At 73.5% G+C, this 16,971-nt stretch carries 5 protein-coding genes; 1 reads left to right on the top strand and 4 read right to left on the bottom strand.

The window, feature by feature from the left end; translation table 11 throughout:
- The first annotated feature begins 47 nt into the window (after positions 1 to 47).
- The gene (locus tag AB0O01_RS34020; protein WP_365319614.1) at positions 48 to 1,346 is read left to right on the top strand and encodes an MFS transporter; all 1,299 of its coding nucleotides are present in this window, start codon (positions 48 to 50) and stop codon (positions 1,344 to 1,346) included.
- A 159-nt stretch (positions 1,347 to 1,505) separates the two neighbouring features.
- On the opposite strand, the gene AB0O01_RS34015 is transcribed toward AB0O01_RS34020, so the two are convergent.
- From AB0O01_RS34015 to AB0O01_RS34000, 4 genes are all read right to left on the bottom strand, one after another.
- Positions 1,506 to 2,546 (bottom strand): hypothetical protein, encoded by a 1,041-nt coding sequence (locus AB0O01_RS34015; protein WP_365319612.1) that lies wholly within the window; start codon positions 2,544 to 2,546, stop codon positions 1,506 to 1,508.
- 115 nt (positions 2,547 to 2,661) lie between these two features.
- Positions 2,662 to 3,540, bottom strand: a complete 879-nt coding sequence (locus AB0O01_RS34010) for a hypothetical protein (RefSeq protein ID WP_365319610.1) — start codon at positions 3,538 to 3,540, stop codon at positions 2,662 to 2,664.
- A gap of 187 nt (positions 3,541 to 3,727) precedes the next feature.
- Positions 3,728 to 7,057, bottom strand: coding sequence for a right-handed parallel beta-helix repeat-containing protein (locus tag AB0O01_RS34005; RefSeq protein ID WP_365319609.1), 3,330 nt, complete (start codon positions 7,055 to 7,057; stop codon positions 3,728 to 3,730).
- A gap of 149 nt (positions 7,058 to 7,206) precedes the next feature.
- Positions 7,207 to 16,959 carry a toxin glutamine deamidase domain-containing protein gene (locus AB0O01_RS34000; protein WP_365319607.1) on the bottom strand — a complete coding sequence of 3,251 codons (9,753 nt, stop codon included), beginning with the start codon at positions 16,957 to 16,959 and terminating at the stop codon, positions 7,207 to 7,209.
- Positions 16,960 to 16,971 lie beyond the last annotated feature (12 nt).

The following is a 16,971-nucleotide window of genomic DNA, read 5'->3' as shown; positions in this document are numbered from 1 at the left end:
ACCATCTCGGCGGGCCGGCTCCTCCCTCTGTCAGGAGGCACACCCCCATGACCGTCGACCGCACCACCGAGTCCCGGGCCGTCGCCCCCGCACGGGTCCGCCCGCTGCGGGTGGCCACCGCCAGCTTCATCGGCACCGCCATCGAGTGGTACGACTACTTCATCTACGGACTGGCCGCGGCGATCGTCTTCGGCCCGCTGTTCTTCCCGTCGGTCTCCCCGGCGGCCGGCACCCTCGCCTCCTTCGCCACCTACTCCGTCGGCTTCCTCGCCCGGCCGGTCGGCGGCATCGTGATGGGCCACTTCGGCGACCGGGTCGGCCGCAAGTCCATGCTGGTGATCTCCCTGCTCACCATGGGCCTGGCCACCGTCGGCATCGGACTGCTGCCCACCTACGCCACCATCGGGGTGTGGGCCCCGGTGCTGCTGGTCGTCCTGCGTTTCGTGCAGGGGATAGGGGTCGGCGGGGAGTGGGGCGGTGCGGTGCTGATGGCCGTCGAGCACGCCCCGGAGCGGCGCAAGGCGTTCTACGGCTCCTTCCCGCAGATGGGGGTGCCGGGCGGACTCATCCTGGCCAACCTGGTGTTCCTCGCCCTCACCGCCTCACTCAGCGACGAGGCGTTCCTGTCCTGGGGCTGGCGGGTGCCGTTCCTGGCGAGCGCCGTGATGGTGATCGCGGGGCTGGTGATCCGGCTGACGGTGAGCGAGAGCCCGGACTTCGAGCGGGTGAAGCGGGAGAAGGCGGAGCTGCGGATGCCGTTCGTGACCGTGCTGCGCGAGCACTGGCGCGAAGTCGGCCTGTCCGCCGGGGCGTTCATCGGCATCAACGCCCTCGGCTATGTCTTCATGGCCTATCTGCTGGCGTACAGCACCTCGGTGCTGGAGCTGAGCCGCGATCTGATCCTCACCTTCACCCTGGTCGCCTCGGTGGTGTGGCTCGCGGTCATTCCCTGGGCCGCCGCCCTCACCGACCGGCACGGCAGGCGCCCGGTGCTGCTGACCGGGTCGATCGGGCTGGTGGGCTGCGCGGCGCTGCTGTTCCCGGTGGTCGACACCGCGGAGCCGGTGCTGGTGCTGGCGGCCCTGCTGGTGACGGCGCTGTTCATGGGTGTCGTCTACGGGCCCATCGCGGAGCTGTTCTCGGGGCTCTTCAAGGCCGAGGTCCGCTACAGCGGGGCCTCGCTGGGCTATCAGCTCGGGTCGATCCTGGGCGGCGGTATCGCCCCGACCGTCGCCACCGGGCTCTACACCCAGTGGTCGTCCTCGACCCCGATCACGCTCTATCTTGTCGGAGTCACCCTGGTCAGCCTGGTCAGTGTCCTGCTGGTCACCCGCCGACTGCGCTGACCCGCTGACCCGCTGACCCGCTGACCCGCCGGCCTGCTCGCCTTTTCGTCGACCCGCCCGTGTTCTTCATGTCCCGGGGATCTCCCTGACCAAGAACTGGAGAGATCTTCTCCACATGAATGCGTTCCCGGGGCGGGCCGACGGAGTGGTGGGCGATGCTCAGGCGGAAGCCTGCGCCCCGTCCTCGACCGGGCCGGTGTAGAACACCGACGAACCCTGCTTGGAGCGCTGCGCCTGACTGCGGGCCACCAGCCCTTCCAGGGTGGTCCGCACGACGGTGATCTTCACCGTGCGGTCCGGGTGCTGCTCACTGAGCGCGCCCGTGATCTCGGCCGCCGAGCGCGGCTCCTGCTGACCCGACAGGTGCTCCCGGATGAGCTGCACCAGGGTGGGCTGACCCGTCGCCGGGTCGGTGGCGGCGTCCTTCGGCGCCGCGGCGGGTGACTCGGCGCCGTTCTTGGCCACCGCTGCCGCCTTCGTGGCCTTCGTGGTCTTCGCCGCCGGGGCGGACTTGGCCGGTGCCGCCTTCTTGGCCGGGGTGGCCTTCGCGGCGGGCGCGGCCTTCTTGGCGGTGGCGGCCGGCTTCTTGGCGGGCGCCGACTTGGCGGCACCGGCCTTGTCGGCGGCCTTGTCGGTCGCCTTGTCGGCCGACTTCTCCGTGGCCTTGTCGGTGGCCTTGTCAGCCACCTTCTCCGCCCCCTTCTCCGTCGCCTTCTCGGCCGTCTTGGCGGCGGCCTGCTTGGCGGCGGGGGTGGCCTTCTTGGCGGGGGCCGACTTGGCCGTTGCCGCCTTGGTGGCGGCCTGCTTGGCCGCGGGTGCCTTCTCGGCGGTCTTCGCCGCTGCCGCCTTGGCCGGTGCCTTGGCCGGCTTCTTGCGCGGTGCGGGCACCACCGCGGCGGCCTCGGCCGGGGCGGCTTCGGCGGCCGGTTCGGCCGGTGCGGGCTCGGTCACCGGCCCGGCGGAGGCGACCGACTCACCCGCCGGGGCGGCGGACTCACCCTGCTCCGCCGGAACACCCAGTGCCTCCTGGAGGCTGGTCAGCACCACATGGTCGCCCTGGAGCCCGGTCAACCGCTCCCGAAGTGCGGCGATGTCGGAACTGACCTGCTCCTGCTCCTTGAGGTTGTGTTCCAGATCCTCGGCGACCTTCGCTGCGTACTGCGATGTCACCCCGGGCACGGACGTGGTGGGTTCGGACATAGTGTTCACAACCTTCCTGACACGCTGATTGACCCGATAGTACGGAACCCATGCCCCGACTGACATCAGGGTCCTGTTCACAGGTCACCCAAGAAGGCGCTGTGCTAAGGGTCAGTTACTGACTCAGTCCCTCAATGAGCCCCGGTGGGCGGGCCCTTGGGCCCTGGAAGGCGGTCGGAGTCAGTGCGGACGACTGTTCCAGTGCCGTACGCAGCTCCGCCACGGTGGTCGTGTCCAGCCACTCACCCCGGGTGTCACCCCCGCTGCCCGGCTGCTCCGGCTCGTGCGGGGACATCTCCCGCAGCAGCACCAACGGCTGCCGCCCGGCCCGCACATCGAGCACCTTGAACCGGGTGCCCGGCCGGAAGACCAGCCGATCGGGTGTGTACGGATCGATGTCACCCATGACCCGCCCGGTCAGCGACCACACCGCGTACCCCGGCCCGCCCGCGCCCAGCGCGGCCGTCGACACCGAGGCGCTCCACAGACCGTGGTCCACCACGACCGCCCGGTCCATGAACCACCCCGCCGTGCTCTCCGGCACATCGGTGCGGACGATCGCCGCCCCCCGGTGGGCCGGCAGCCTGCGCACCCCGGCGGCGGCACAGCGGGTGAGCGGGAGATGGGCGCCCAGGCCGCCGTCCAGCAGCGCCGGTTCGGCCCAGGCCCACTCCTCGGCCAGATACAGCCGCAGCGCGGCCAGGTCGGCGCGCGCACCCACCCGCTCATCGAGCCCCGCCGGGCCCTCCCCGTCCCGCCCGGCGCCCGCGAGGACGGCGGCGGCCTCGGCCATCGCGGCGCGGTAGCGGGCACCGTACTGACTCCACAGCCGCATCCGGTCCCGGGCCAGTCCGCCCGCACCCCGGGTCGCCGTACCGGCCACCGCCGCCGGGACCGGCTGCACCCGGGGCGCGGCGGCCTGGCGGGCGGGGTGCGGCGGGGGCGGCGCGGGCAGCCCGGCGTCCGGTGCGTGGGGTGTCTGGGTCACCTTCATGGCTGCTCCCGGTAGGTGGCGGCACAGCACGGGGCTGCGGACTCAGCCGGCAGATTCCTCAGACCATGACAGCAGCGCGACCCGGCGACGACGATTCGGCGGGCGGTCGGCGCGAAAGGGAACCGGGGCTGCCCGTCCGTGCCACGACACGGACCGGCAGCCCCGGCACCCGACTGCGATGAGCCGCCTACGACACCTGCCGGGCGGCCTCCGTGTGCGGGAGGTCCTCCGGGAGGAGCAGGGTCAGGGCCTCCAGATCGGGGCTGGCGACCTGGCCGAGACGGCCCGCCTGACGGGTCATCATCGTCTCCACCAACTGCCGGGCCAGCCGCGCGTTGCCGAAGGAGCGGGTGCGCGGCAGGGAAGCGAGATGGGCGCGCAGGGTCTCCAGGGTCTCCGGGGCGCACTTGTAGCCCGCGGTGGACGTCATCTCCTCCACGATGGCGACCAGCTCGTCCGTGCTGTAGTCCTCGAAGCCCACATGCCGGGTGAAGCGGGACGCCAGACCCGGGTTGGACTCCAGGAAGCGGCCCATCTCGGCGGTGTACCCGGCGACGATGACGATGGTCTCGTCGCGGTGGTCCTCCATTAGCTTCAGCAGGGTGTCGACGGCCTCCCGGCCGAAGTCCTGCGGGGAGTTCTCCGGGGTGAGGGTGTACGCCTCGTCGATGAACAGCACCCCGCCCTTGGCCCGCTCGAACGCCTCCGTGGTGAGCTGCGCGGTGTGCCCGATGTACCGGCCCACCAGGTCCGCGCGGGCCACCTCGATGAGCTGGCCGCGCTGGAGGATGCCGAACGAGCGCAGCAGATCGGCGTAGAGCCGGGCCACCGTGGTCTTGCCGGTACCGGGCGGGCCGGAGAAGACCAGATGGTGACTGACCTTCGGGGTGGGCAGACCCACTGCCTGCCGCTGCTGGGTGGTGGTCAGCAGATCCAGGATGCCCCGCACCTCGCGCTTGACCGCGCCCAGCCCGATCATGTTGTTGAGCCGCGCCAGGACGTCCGAGTCACCCGGCACGGACGAGCCCTCGCCGCGCACCTCGGCCGCCTCCGCCTCACCCACGTCCTCCGGCAGGATCAGCAGCAGATCGGACTCGTCCGGGTCGGGCACCGACGCCAGCCGGAACGACTGGCGGTCCACCATCTCCTCGAACACCCGGCGGGCCGCCCGGCCGTTGCCGAAGGTGGCGTCCCGGGGCATCGCCGCGAAGTGCACATGCAGCGCCTGCACGGCGAGCGGGTCCAGGACATAGCTGTGCGCGGCGCACATGTTCTCGGTGATGGTGACCAGCTCTTCCACCGAGTAGTTGGTGAACTCGATGGTCCGGGTGAACCGGGACGCCAGACCGGGGTTGGCGGCCAGGAAGTCCTGCATCTCCTTGGAGTAGCCCGCCACGATCACCACGACCTCGTCGCGGTAGTCCTCGACCAGCTTCACCAGGGTGTCGATGGCCTCCCGCCCGAAGTCCGCGCCGGAGCCCTTGCTGTCCGACAGCAGCGTGTACGCCTCGTCCACGAACAGCACCCCGCCCAGCGCCCGTTCGAAGACCTCGGTGGTCTTGATCGCCGTACCGCCGATGACCTGCGCGACGAGGTCGGAGCGGGACACCTCCACGATGTGGCCGGAGGACAGCATGCCGAGGTCGGCGAGGATGCTGCCGTAGAGCCGGGCCACCGTGGTCTTGCCGGTGCCGGGCGGGCCCGCGAAGACCAGATGGCGGCTCATCGGCGGGGCCGGGATGCCCAACTGGGCGCGGCGCTGGGAGAGCCGGGCCAGATTGACCAGCGTGCTCACCTGGTGCTTGACCCCGGCCAGACCGACCAGCGCCTCCAGATCGGCGAACGGGCCCTGCGGCTCCGCCGGGCTGCCGTCCTCACCGGTCACCCCGGGGGCCGTGGTCTGCGCGGCCGGGTCGGCGCCGGGCCAGGCGTCCGGGGCGTGATTGTCGGCGCTGGTCAGATCGGACACCGTCAGCTTGGGGCCCGGCTTGCCCGCGCGCAGCCCCGCGCCCTTGTTGCCCCGGGTCGCGCAGCCGGTCACCGACACCTGCTCGGCGCTGTCGATCCGGATGCCGTCGCCGCCGTTCTCGGCGCTCTCGCAGCCGCTGAGGGTGGCCCGGCCGCCGCCCGCGATCAGCACCCCGTGCTTGCCCGATCCCGAGATCCGCAGCCGCAGCAGGGTCACCTCGCCGCCGTCCTCCACGATCACCCCGGTCTCACCGGCGCCGGTCACCTCGGTGTCGCGGAGCTGGCCCAGTCCGCGCGGACCCACCGACACGCCCGCCTTGCCGGCGCCCCGGATCACCGAGTTGCCGATCTGCGGGTTGCCGTGGCCCTCGGTGCGCAGCCCGTGGCCGGAGGCCGACTCGATCGTGCAGTCCTCGATCCGGCCCCGGCCGTCCTCGGCGACCTGGATGCCGGGACCCTTGGCCCCGGTGATCAGGGCCCGCCGCAGCAGGGGGTTGGCCCCGGACCGGATGGACACCCCGATGCCCCCGGTGTCGGCGACCGTCAGCCGGTCGAACTCCGCCGCCGACTCATTGACGAGCTGGATGCCGATGCCCTCGCAGTCGGCGACCCGCGCCCCGGTCAGGGTCGGCGCGCTGTTCTCGTCGACATGGACGGCGGGCTGGGCGGCCCCGGTGAACTCGCAGTCGGCGTAGGTGCCCCGGGAGCGCTCGGTGACGATCAGACCGCTGCCGCCCGTGCGGGCCGTGCCGCAGGTCCGCAACTGCGGATCGGAGCCGCCCGCCACCACGAAGCCGTGCCCGGTCGTCTTGGTGATCCGCACGTCCTGGAGCGCGACCCGGCTGGACGAGGCGAGATACGCGCCCACCGCCCCGCCGTGCACCTCGGTGCGGGTCACCGACACCGAGGTGGCGCCCTCCAGGGCGATGGCCGGCTTGTCCGTCGCGGAGATCTCGCAGTCCTCCACCGAGCCCCGGGAGTTGCCGTTGGCCAGCAGCCCGTTGCCGCGCGCGTCGCGCAGGGTGCAGCCGCGCACGGTGGCCCGGCCCTGCTCGCCGATCACGACGGCCGAGGTGCCCAGATGCTCCACCAGGCAGTCCTCGATGATCGAGCCGGTCGGGCCGGTCTCCACGATGCCCGCGCCGATCGGGTTGGTCACCCGGCAGTTGCGCATGGCGAGCGAGCCGGTGCCCCGGCTCAGGACCGCCGCCCAGCCGCCGCCGATCACCTCGCAGCCGTCGAGCGCGACCTGGCCGCGGACCGCGTCCACCACCGGCAGATCGCTCTCACCCGCCCGCAGCACCAGATCGGTCAGCATCACGGCGTCCGCGGCGAGGGTGACGGCACTGCCCCGCACGGGTTCCACCCGCACCGAGCCGCGCGGCCCCTCGGCGACGAGGGTCACCCTGGTACGAACGGTCAGCGCCTCGGCGTAACTCCCGGGCTGGATGCTGATCACCGCACCGGACTGGGCCCGGTTCAGTGCGTCTCCGATCGTCCGGAACTCGCCCGCGCCGTCCTGGCCTACGGTCAGAAGCTGGCGTGCCACGGGCCCGTCCTCCTCAATTCTGGGTGCTGCGCCGATGGGTTGTCGGGGGTGGTCGGCCGATGGTCGGCCGGTGGTCGGCTGGTAGTCGGCCGGTGGTCGGGATCGGTCAGGTGTTGGTGGGTTGTTGTGCAGGATACGGCCTGGACGGGTCAGTCGGTCCTCGATGTGGGGTCTTGTGCGAACAACAGCGCGGTGGGGGGCGGCTCTCCGGCGGTGAGCATGGCCTGTACCCGCCGGGACACATCGGACTGGACGCCGGGATCGGCGCCGGGCGGGCGCAGTTCGGCGGCCAGCCGCAGGGACAGGTCACGCCCCTGCTGCATGGCCCACTCCTTGGCGAGTTTCGGCGTCGCGCGCCGCCCGGGGTCCTCGCCGCGCTGCCCGGCCGTGTCCAGATAGCTCCGGTAGGTGACGGCGAGGCGGTGGGCGACCAGGTTCACCACGTCGGTGTGGAGCCGCTGGTACCGGCCCTCCGCCGTGCGCGGGTCGGCCGGGCCGGGGGCGGACGCCGGGTGGGTGTCGCCCATCGCTCCGAGGGCGAGCCTCCGCCAGGCCGCGACATCGTCCGCGGGCAGCTTGTCCAGGAACTCCCGGGCCCGCGCGAAGTCGGGACCGCGCCCCTCGATCGCGCGGTCCCGGGCGGTGGGGGCCGGCTGCCGGGACGGCCCCGGGTGGGACCGGGGGTCGAGAGTGAGCCGGGCGAGGGCCTCGGTGGTCCGCCGGACGGTCCCGGGGGCCGGGGCGGGTACCGGGGGGCGGGTCAGCTCCTCGGCGGACGCCAGGGCGCCGGACACGGCCTCGGCCGCCCGGCGGAAGACCTTCCGGTCGGTGGGCAGCCCGCGCCGGATTCCCCTCGCCCGCGACCGGTCGGCGTCCGCCAGCCGGTCCCGCAGCGCCTCCAGCGCCACCCGCACCGCCGGATCCAGGGCGCCCCCGGTGGCGTGCGCGGCCACCTGCCGCACCAGCGCCTCCCGGGCGTCCTCGGCCAGGATGACCAGCCGGGCGCCGTCCGGCCGCTCGGCGGTCAGGGTGTCGGTGCGGTCCAGGACCGACGCGACCAGGTCCGCGAACGGGTTGGCGAGGATCATGCGGGCCGCCGGGACCGGGAGGACCGTCGCCGGGTCGGCGAGGTGCGCGGCCCAGTCGTACCCGCTGCTCGCGACCGCGCTGATCTGGCGGAACGAGGTCTCCAGCGCCCGGTCCGTCATCATCGCGTCGCCGCCGGGATGGCGCAGCTCCGGATCCACGTCGTAGTAGCGCAGTTCGAGCAGGGCGAGGCCGGGGTCGTAGCGTCCCCCGTGGGTGTCGAGGGGGTACTCGCGCATGCCGACCGCGTTGTCCTGGGTGACCGGGCCGCCCCTGCGCAGGCTCCCCAGCAGCACGGTCCTGAGATACATGTCCGGGGTGACCCCGCCGGCGGTGGTGGCCCGCAGCAGCTTGCGGGTGCGCACCCGGTGCTGGCCCGTCTTGTGCGCGTAGTCCCTGGCGATGCGCTTCAGGTTGCCGGTGAACTGCTCGGCGATGTCGTGCCGGTTGTCGTCCAGGAAGTGCTGGGCCGCCAGGGGGAGCGTGTCGAGGAGGTCGGCGAACGACACCCGGGACGCGGCGGGCAGCCGGTTCTTGGTGAGCTGGTCGAAGAACGCGTTGTTCATGGGGTACGCGATCAGATGCGAGTGGGCCAGCCACAGATAGCCGTGCAGGGCGGCCACCCCGGGCAGGGTCCGCAGATAGGGCAGGAAGGCGGGCACCACCTCGCGGCCCACCAGGGTGGCGGCGTACCCGGCCGTGATCCGGTCGGCGAAGGCGCGCCCGGCGGCGAACAGTTCGGGGTCGTAGTCGGAGCTGTGGTGGACGAGGGTCAGATCGAGCAGGGAGGTGAGCGCGGCGGTGGGCACCCCGACCGTGAACTGGACATAGGCGGCGTCGGTGTTGTCCACGGGAGGTTTGCCCACCGTGGTGTCCCGGAACGCCTCCGTCACCGTCCAGCCGTCGCGCGGGACCAGGAGGGTGCTCAGGAGCACCGGATCGCGGTGCTCGCTCACCAGCGACAGCCGCTGCCGGGCGTGCCGGTAGATCTCCAGGCCCCGCTCCGGGTCCAGCCGGCCCCGGTCCCCGGGCAGGGTGGCCAGCGGCGGCATCACCAGTTCGGGGATCCAGACGGGCTCCCGATGGACGCTCCGGTCGCCCGCCGCCCGCCGGGCCAGCGCCTCGCTCTCGTAGTGTCTGCCGCCGGCCCGGTAGAAGCCCTCCTTGTCGAGGGTGATCTTCGCCCCGCTGTCGTGTGTGGCGACGGTCCTGCCGTAGCCCGCGTCCTCCGGGATCCGGTGCAGCGGGAAGCGCAGTTCGGCCTCCCAGGAGGTCGCCCCGTAGTCGTGCCGGGCGGGCGGGTCCACCAGGGCCTCGGCGTACCCGACGGCGCTCTCCCGGCCGTGGCCCTCCGGGAGGATCACCCTGCCCTGCGGGTCGATGAGGACGGCCCGGGTGGCGAGGGGGCGGACATCGAGCGGGCCGACGCCGATGAGCGCCGGGTCGGGGCGGTGCGGCCGGGAGACCGGCGGCCCCTCGGTGACCCGGCTGTCCGCACCGGCCTGCATCTCGACCCAGCGCAGCCCTCCGGTGGTCCACTGGGCGGCGTAGGCGTGGCCGACCTCGGTGGTGCGGCGGGTGAGCACCACCGCGGTGGTGCCGGGCGCGGCCCGCTCCAGCCGCTCGGTCAGCGCCCGCCAGGAGGTCACCGCCGCCCAGCCGGGGCCGGGGGCCAGCTCCTGTTCCGGGTTGGCGGTGCCGACGGAGAGATCGTCGCGGGTGACTCCGGCGCGGGCCCCGCCGGGCAGCGGGGAGCCGGGCGGGGCGGGGTAGAGCTGATACAGCAGATGCCGCACCAGCACGACGCAGTTCACCTCGCCCGTGGTACGGACCTCGCCGCCCGCCTCCCGTACGGCGGTCGCCGCGGCCCGCGCCACCGACCGCGCGAGCGCCTCCGGGCTGAACGGCGTTGGATCGGGGGTCAGTAGGAGGGATGGTGCGGGGGTTTGGACGGAGGGTTGTCCGGGGGTTGGTGTGGGGGTTTGCGTGGGGGTTTGTGCGGGGGTTCGCGCCGGGGTGCCCGAGGTGTCGCTCTCGTCGAGGTACGCGGGGGTGCCGGTCCCGAACTCCTCGCGCAGCCGCAGGGACAGCTCCTGGGCGCGCAGCAGGGGCGGACGGGGGTCGTAGGGGGACTGGTACAGCTCATGGGCGACGAGGGCGGCGAAACCGTCGTAGAGGCTCCGGTACGCCTCTTCGCCGGGGGCCGGGCCGCCGGTGCGGTCGGGCGGGGGCGGCCGGTGGGTGCCGGCCATCACGTGCATGGCCCGCGCGGTCCAGTTCTGTCCGGTGTCGGGCAGGAGCTGCCCGAGCCAGTCGCGGGCCGCCTGGAGCCGGGACTGCCAGCGGGGGAGGAGGGCGGTGTTCACGGGGGGGTAGGGGGTGGGGTGGGGGTCGGGTTGGGGGGTGGGTTCGGGGGCGGGCGTGGGAGTGGGTTCGGGGGCGGATTCGGGCGTGGGGGCGGATTCCGGCGTGGGTGTGGGTGTGGGGGCGGTTTCGGGCGTGGGTGTGGGTGTGGGGGCGGGCTCGGGGATGAGGGTGGGGGTGGGGGCGAAGCGGACGCGGCGGGTGGTGGTGGGGGTGGGCTCGGGAGGGCTGAGGAGGGTGTCGGCCGTCTCGGTGGCCACGCGGAGGGACTCCGTCGCCCTGCGGTACGCCGTGCGCGCGGAGTTGAGCGACGGGGAGTTGCCGGGCGGGATCAGGGTCAGGGCCCTGGCGGTCGCGGAGTGGAGGCGCGTCAGGGCGGTGCGGGTGCCCGGGGCGAGCGGGGCGCCCAGGGCGTGGTCCACCGCGTTCCGGGCGAGCAGGTCCCGGTCCCGCACGGACAGCAGCGGCACGGCCCCGCCGTCCTCCGGCGCCTGGAGCCCGTCCAGCCGGTGGAAGACCCGCTCCAGCCGCCGTATCAGGGGATGCCTCGCCAGCAGGTCCCGGACGGCGTCCGGGGTGAGTGAGGAGGCCGGGTCCCCGATCCGCCGGGCGAGCGCGTGGGCCTCGGCCGCGGCCTGCCGGACCTGCCCGAACGAGACGGCGAACGCGTCCTCCGTCATCCGCCAGGGGCGCTGATGGGCGCGCAGCGCCGGATCGGGGGCGAAGTACCGCAGTTCGACCAGGGGCAGCCCCGGGGCGAAGGTCCGGCCGAAGGTGTCGAGGGGCATGTCCTTGAGGCCGAGGGCGGCGTCCTGGCCGACCGGACCGCCCGGCCGGGCGCTGCCGAGCAGCATGGTGTCGAGATAGGCCCTCGTCGAGACGCCGTCCTCGTTGCGGTCCCGGAGGGGATGGTCGGCGAAGCGGTCGTCGGACCGGCCGGACGCCGGGTCCCGCAGGTCCAGCAGCAGTTGGGACACCCGGGTCTCGAACCGGGCGGTGATGAAGTCCCGGTCGCCGCCGAGGAACGTACGGACGAGGGGGTCCAGGGCGGCGAGCAGGTCCGCGAAGGAGGTGCGGGACGCGGCGGGCAGATGGCCCTTGAGGAGGGTCCCGGGGTGGAGCCGGTGCTGCACGGGCAGGACGGCCACCTGGAGGAAGCCCAGCCAGGCGTAGCCGTGCAGCATGGCCAGCCCGGGGACGCCGGACAGGAAGGGCAGTTGCGCGGTCCGCACGTCGAGCCCGGTGAACGCGCTCGCGTAGCGGACGGCGAGATCGTCCGCGAAGTCCCGTCCCGCCTCCAGCATCCGGTGGTGGCGGTCGGTGCCGGTGTGGGCGAGCGCCAGATCGAGCAGCGGGGTCAGGGCCTCGGCGGGGACCCCGGCGGTGAACTGGATGTAGTCGAGGTCGGTGAGGTCGGCCGGGGGCGGGTTCACCACCACCGCGCGGGCCGCGGGCTCCACCGTCCAGCCGTCGTCCGTGGTCAGCAGGCGGGTCAGCGGGACCGGTCCCCGGGCCGCGGTGACCTGCCGCAGGGCCGCGCGGGTACGGGTGTAGAGGGCGATGCCGTCGTCGGCGGACATCCGGCCCGCCGCGCGTTCCCGGTCCAGCACCGCGAGGGCCGGGGTGACCAGTTCCGGGATGGGCCGCAGCACCTCCTCGAAGCGTCCGCGCCCGGCCTCGCGCGCCCGCCTGCGGTCCTGGTAGAGCTTTCCCCCGGCCCGGTAGTACTTGTCCTGGTCGACGACGACGGTGGCGCCGGAGGTGTGACCGGCGAGGACGGTCCCGAAGTCGGCGTTCTTGGGGAGGTTGCCGAGCGGGAGCGGGAACTCGGCCTCCACGCCCGTACCGCCGTAGTCGCGCCGGGCGGGCGGATCGGTGAGGGCGTCCACCAGACGGTGGGCGGGCAGGGCGGGCAGCGCGTCGGGGACGATCCCGCCGCCGGGGCCGAGGACGACGGCCCGGGTGTTCAGGGGGCGGGTGTCGAGGGGGTCGGCGCCGAAGACGTCCGGGTCGAGCAGATGGGGGAGTCCGGCGGGGGGCCGGTCGGTGATCCGGCTGCCGCCGCCGGCCTGCATCTCGATCCAGCGCAGTCCCTCGGCGGTCCGGGTGACGGCGTAGGCGTGGCCGATCCGCGAGGTGCGCCGGGTCAGGATCAGGGCGGTGGTGCCGGGGGGCGCGTCGCGCACGGCACCGATCAGGTCCTGCCAGGAGCCGACGGGCCGCCAGTGGGCGTCCGGGGCGAGCAGCCAGTCGGCGCGGGAGGTGCCGAGGGCGAGGTCGTCACGGGCGCGGGTGGGCCGGAACAGGTCGGGGAGGTGGCCGGGGGAGCGGCCGGGGAGGTGCCCGGGGGAGCGGCCGGGGAGGTGGCCGGAGGTGTCGCCGGGGTAGAGGTGGCGGGTGAACTGCCGGAGCAGGATCACGCAGTTGACGGGGGAGAGCGTGCCGTCGGACCTGGTTCTGGTGTCCGGGGGGAACTCCCGCTCGGCGGCGGCGGAGGCGTCCCGCACGACGGCGCGCAGCCGGTGGTCGTCGTAGGCGGGGGTGCCGCGGTCCGGGGCATCGGTGAGGTCCTGCGGGCCGTCGGTGTCCACGTCCATGGCCGAGTCGCTGTCGCTGTCGCTGTCGCTGTCGCGGTCCCTGTCCGTGTCGCTGCCGTTGTCGTTGCCGGTGCTGCTGTCGCTGTCGCTGTCGCTGTCGTCGGCGTGCAGGTCCGAGCCGCCGCGCAGCCGGGTCGCCCGGGACGGACCGGCGGCCTTCGTCGGGGGCCCGCCCCACCCGAGGGACTCCAGCACCCTGTGGGCCTCCCTCAGAGCCCCCTCGGCGCCGGGCACGCCGGCGGAGGCGGCCCGCTGGAGGTCACCGGTGATGGCGAGCAGCCGGTTGCCCGCCTCGGGCGACAGCGGGGCACCCCTCTCCCGTGCGGTGGACACGGCGGAGGCCAGCGCGGTGCGGTCGCCCAGGGAGAGGACGGCCCGCGCCCGCCCCCCGCCCATCGGTTCGGCCAGGCCCTCGGCGGCCTCGAAGAGCCGGGCGAGCCGGGTCACGACGGGGTCGGACAACTGCCGGGTCCAGGTCCCGGGCCGCGCGGGCAGCGGCATCCGGGCATGCCGTCCGGCCTGCTGATGGGCCTGGCGGGCGGCGTCGCCGATCTCCCGGAGGGAGGTCTCCAGCGCCCCGTCCGAGTGGAGGTCGGGGGCGAGCGGGTCGCGGAGATCGGCGCGGGCCCAGTAGTGGCGCAGTTCGAGCAGGGCGAGCGGGTAGGGGAAGTGCCGGTTGACGGTGTCCATGGGCTGGTCGTCCATGCCGACCATCTCCCACTGGCTGACCGGGGCACCGTGCTGCGGGGCGCCCAGCAGGGCCGTCATCAGATACTCCCGGGTGCTGGCGGGGCGCCTCTCGTCGCTGCCGAGCCGTTCGTCCAGCAGTCCGTACAGATCGAGGTCACGGGCGTCCGCACGGCCGCTGAGGTCACGGATGAGGGTGCGCAGCCGGCCCTCGAACTGGCCGGTGATGGAGGTCTGGTTGGCCCGCAGGAAGTCCCGCACCTCGGGACTCAGGGCGGCGTGCAGATCGGCGAAGGAGTTCCGGGACGCGGCCGGGAGCAGATTCTTGCGCAGCCGCCGGGGGAAGAACCGCTCGGCCAGCGGCGGCGCGGCGACATGGTTGAACAGCAGCCAGGCGTGCCCGTGCACCTCGGCCAGCCCCGGCAGATACGGCAGGAAGGGATAGTAGGGCCAGGTCAGGTCCTGCCGGAGCACCTCCCGGGCGAACCGCGCGGTGACCACGTCGGCGAACGCCCGCCCCTCCGCGAGCAGCACCCGCAGCCGGGGATCGTCCACCCGGTCCCGTACGACATCCAGGACGGAGGTCAGTCCGGCGGGCGGGACCCCGACGGTGAACTGGTCGGACGTGGCGTGGTGGGCGCCGACCGGCGAGGGCCGCAGCAGTACGGACGCCGCCTCGGGCCGCACCTGCCAGTCCGGGTCGCCGGACAGGAGCCTGGCCAGCGGGACGTCGGTGCCCGCCAGGTCGGCGCCCTCCAGCAGCCGCCGGGTGCGCAGATGGGTGCGGAGCCCGTCCTCCAGGGACCGGCCCCCCTCGTCCGGCAGCACCGCCAGCGGCGCGCTGACCAGCTCGGGGACGATGAACTCCAGGGTCTCGGGCGCGCGGTGGGGCAGCGCCGCTGCCGCCGCCTGGTACGACGCGTACAGCCGGTTGTCGCCGCCCCGGTAGAACGGCGCCCTCTCCACGACGATCAGTGAGCGCGCGGTGAGGTGCTCGGCCAGCACCTGCTTGAGGGGCAGCGGCTGGGCCGAGACGAGTTCGTACATCAGCTCGGCCTCGAAGCCGAGCGCGCCGTGACCGGTGGCGGGGGTCGGGTCGGTCAGCGCGTCGGTGACGACGGGGTCGGGGGCGCCGGGCGCGGACTCGGTGAGGGCATGGGGCCGGACCTGGCCGTCGGGGCCGACGATGACGGCCCGGGTGTCGGTGGGTTCACGGCCGGGCCGCTCGGGGCCGACCACGGGTTCGCCGTCGCCCTGCATCTCGACCCACTGGGTGACGGTGCCGACGCGGTGGGCCGCCTGGGCGTGGCCCTCCTGGTCCGGGTTCCGGCTCTCGCTGAGGATCAGCGCGGTGGAGCCGGGGCCGGTCCGGGTGAGGGCGTTCTCGACGGTGTCCCAGGAGGTGATGGTGGCCCAGCCGGGCCCGGGGGCGAGCCGCTGCGCGGCCCGCCCGGTGCCGACGTGGGTGTCGTCCTGGGTGACGGCCGGGCGCACCCCGCTGCCGCCGGGCAGGAGGTCGGGGAAGAGGGTCGGGGGGAACAGGGCCTGGGGGAGGAGGTCCGGGGGGAGGAGGCCGGACTCGGCGTAGAGGCGCTGGGTGAACTGGTGGATCAGGATGACGCAGTTGATCCAGGTGAGGGGTATGGGGGTGCCGGGCGGGAGCCGGTGTGCGGCGAGGTACTCCGCACGGGCGCCTGCGGCGGCGTCCTCGACTGCGGTGTGGAGGCGCTGGGTCTGTTGGGCAAGTTCGAGGTCGGGGGTGAGGGTGGAGGTGGGTGTGGGGGTGGGGAGGGAGGGCGGGGGTGTGGGGGTGAGGTCGGTGGGGGTGGTGGATGTGGTGGAGGCGGTCGGGTTGGTGGGGGCGGTGGGGGTGGTGGAGGCGGTCGGGTCGGGGAGGCGGCTGGCTTCGGGGCGGTCGGTGGCTTCGGGGAGGTTCCTGACGTCGGGGAGGGGGGAGGGGCGGGATTCCGGGGTGGTGTCCCAGGTGGTGGCGATGGACTGCGGTGGGGCGGTCCAGATGGGCGTGGCGATGGGCTCCGGCAGGGTGGTCAGTGGGGCGGGTGGGACGGTGCCGGTTGTGGTGAGGGGGCGTGGGGTGCCGCCGGTGCCACGTGTCTGCGGGGTCGCCGTTGCTGTGGTGGTCGTCGTGGTGGCTGTCGTGGTGGTTGTCGCTCCCTGGGCGGGGGGCGTGGGGGTGGCGACGTGGAGGAGCGGGCCGATGCCGAGCTTGGCGGTGAGATCGTTGAGGAGGTCCTTGAGGCCGGAGCCCAGATGCGTGGCGTTGATGTCCAGGGCGGCGGTGAGGCGTTCGCTGAACATCGCCGAGTAGAAGCCCGAGGCGCTCGCCGTGAACTCCCTGAACGCGAGGCCGTTGTAGACCATCTCGGCGCCGAACCCGAGAACGCCCTCCCCGATCCCCTCCACCGCGAATTGCAGGAACTTGGAGCCCAGCCCCTTCTGGTCGAAGAGCCCGCCCACCCCGGTCGACATCACCCGGATCACCTCGTCGCCGTAGGTGTCGGGCAGGCGGCTGCCGCGCAGCACCCGCTGGAGGGAGTCGCCGAGAGTGTCACGAGTCAGTTGGTCGACATAGGTGCGCGCGAACACCTGGCCGAGGTACTGGGCGCCCTCCTCGCCCAGGTCGTCGCCGAACCGCCGGGCGAAGAGGTCGCCCATGTCCGTCATGAATCGGGCCGGAACGTCGCCGCCCCGCCCGAGGCCGTTCGCGACCGAGGTCAGCGAGGTGGTGAAGTCCTGGGCGAAGGCCCGGTCCGCGCCGCCGGTGAAGGTGGGGAGAGCACGGGTGAGCGGCGGCCCCGCGTCGCCCCGCGGGAGTGGTCGCGGTACCGGTGACGGGGTGCCGCCGCCGCCCTCGTCCTGCTTGGTGAGGTTGCGAGGGGGTGGCGTCGGGCGTTCGCGCAGGGCGCGGTCGAGGTCGTTGAAGAGCTTGTTGTTCGCACCCGATCCGACCAGATTGGTCAGTTTCTTCGCGAGCCAGGCCGTGGCGAACTGCATCGGCACCGCCAGACCGCCCTGCACCGCACCGAAACCCACCGCCTGGATCAGATAGTTCATTCCGTTCGGCGTGGTCTTGCCCTGCTTCGCCAGCATCCACTGCGCCAGGCGGTCCATCGCCACCGCGAGACCGATGTTGATGACCTGCTGCACCAGGATCGACAT

It is taken from the genome of Streptomyces sp. NPDC093252 (assembly GCF_040683675.1).
GTDB lineage: Bacteria > Actinomycetota > Actinomycetes > Streptomycetales > Streptomycetaceae > Streptomyces.
This window is presented reverse-complemented; position numbering and strand designations above follow the sequence as displayed.

What these genes read in the sequence shown, in the direction of transcription:
- AB0O01_RS34020 (WP_365319614.1), top strand. Translation starts at nt 48, where the DNA reads ATGACCGTCGACCGCACCACCGAGTCCCGGGCCGTCGCCCCCGCACGG.
- AB0O01_RS34015 (WP_365319612.1), bottom strand. Translation starts at nt 2,546, where the DNA reads ATGTCCGAACCCACCACGTCCGTGCCCGGGGTGACATCGCAGTACGCA.
- AB0O01_RS34010 (WP_365319610.1), bottom strand. Translation starts at nt 3,540, where the DNA reads ATGAAGGTGACCCAGACACCCCACGCACCGGACGCCGGGCTGCCCGCG.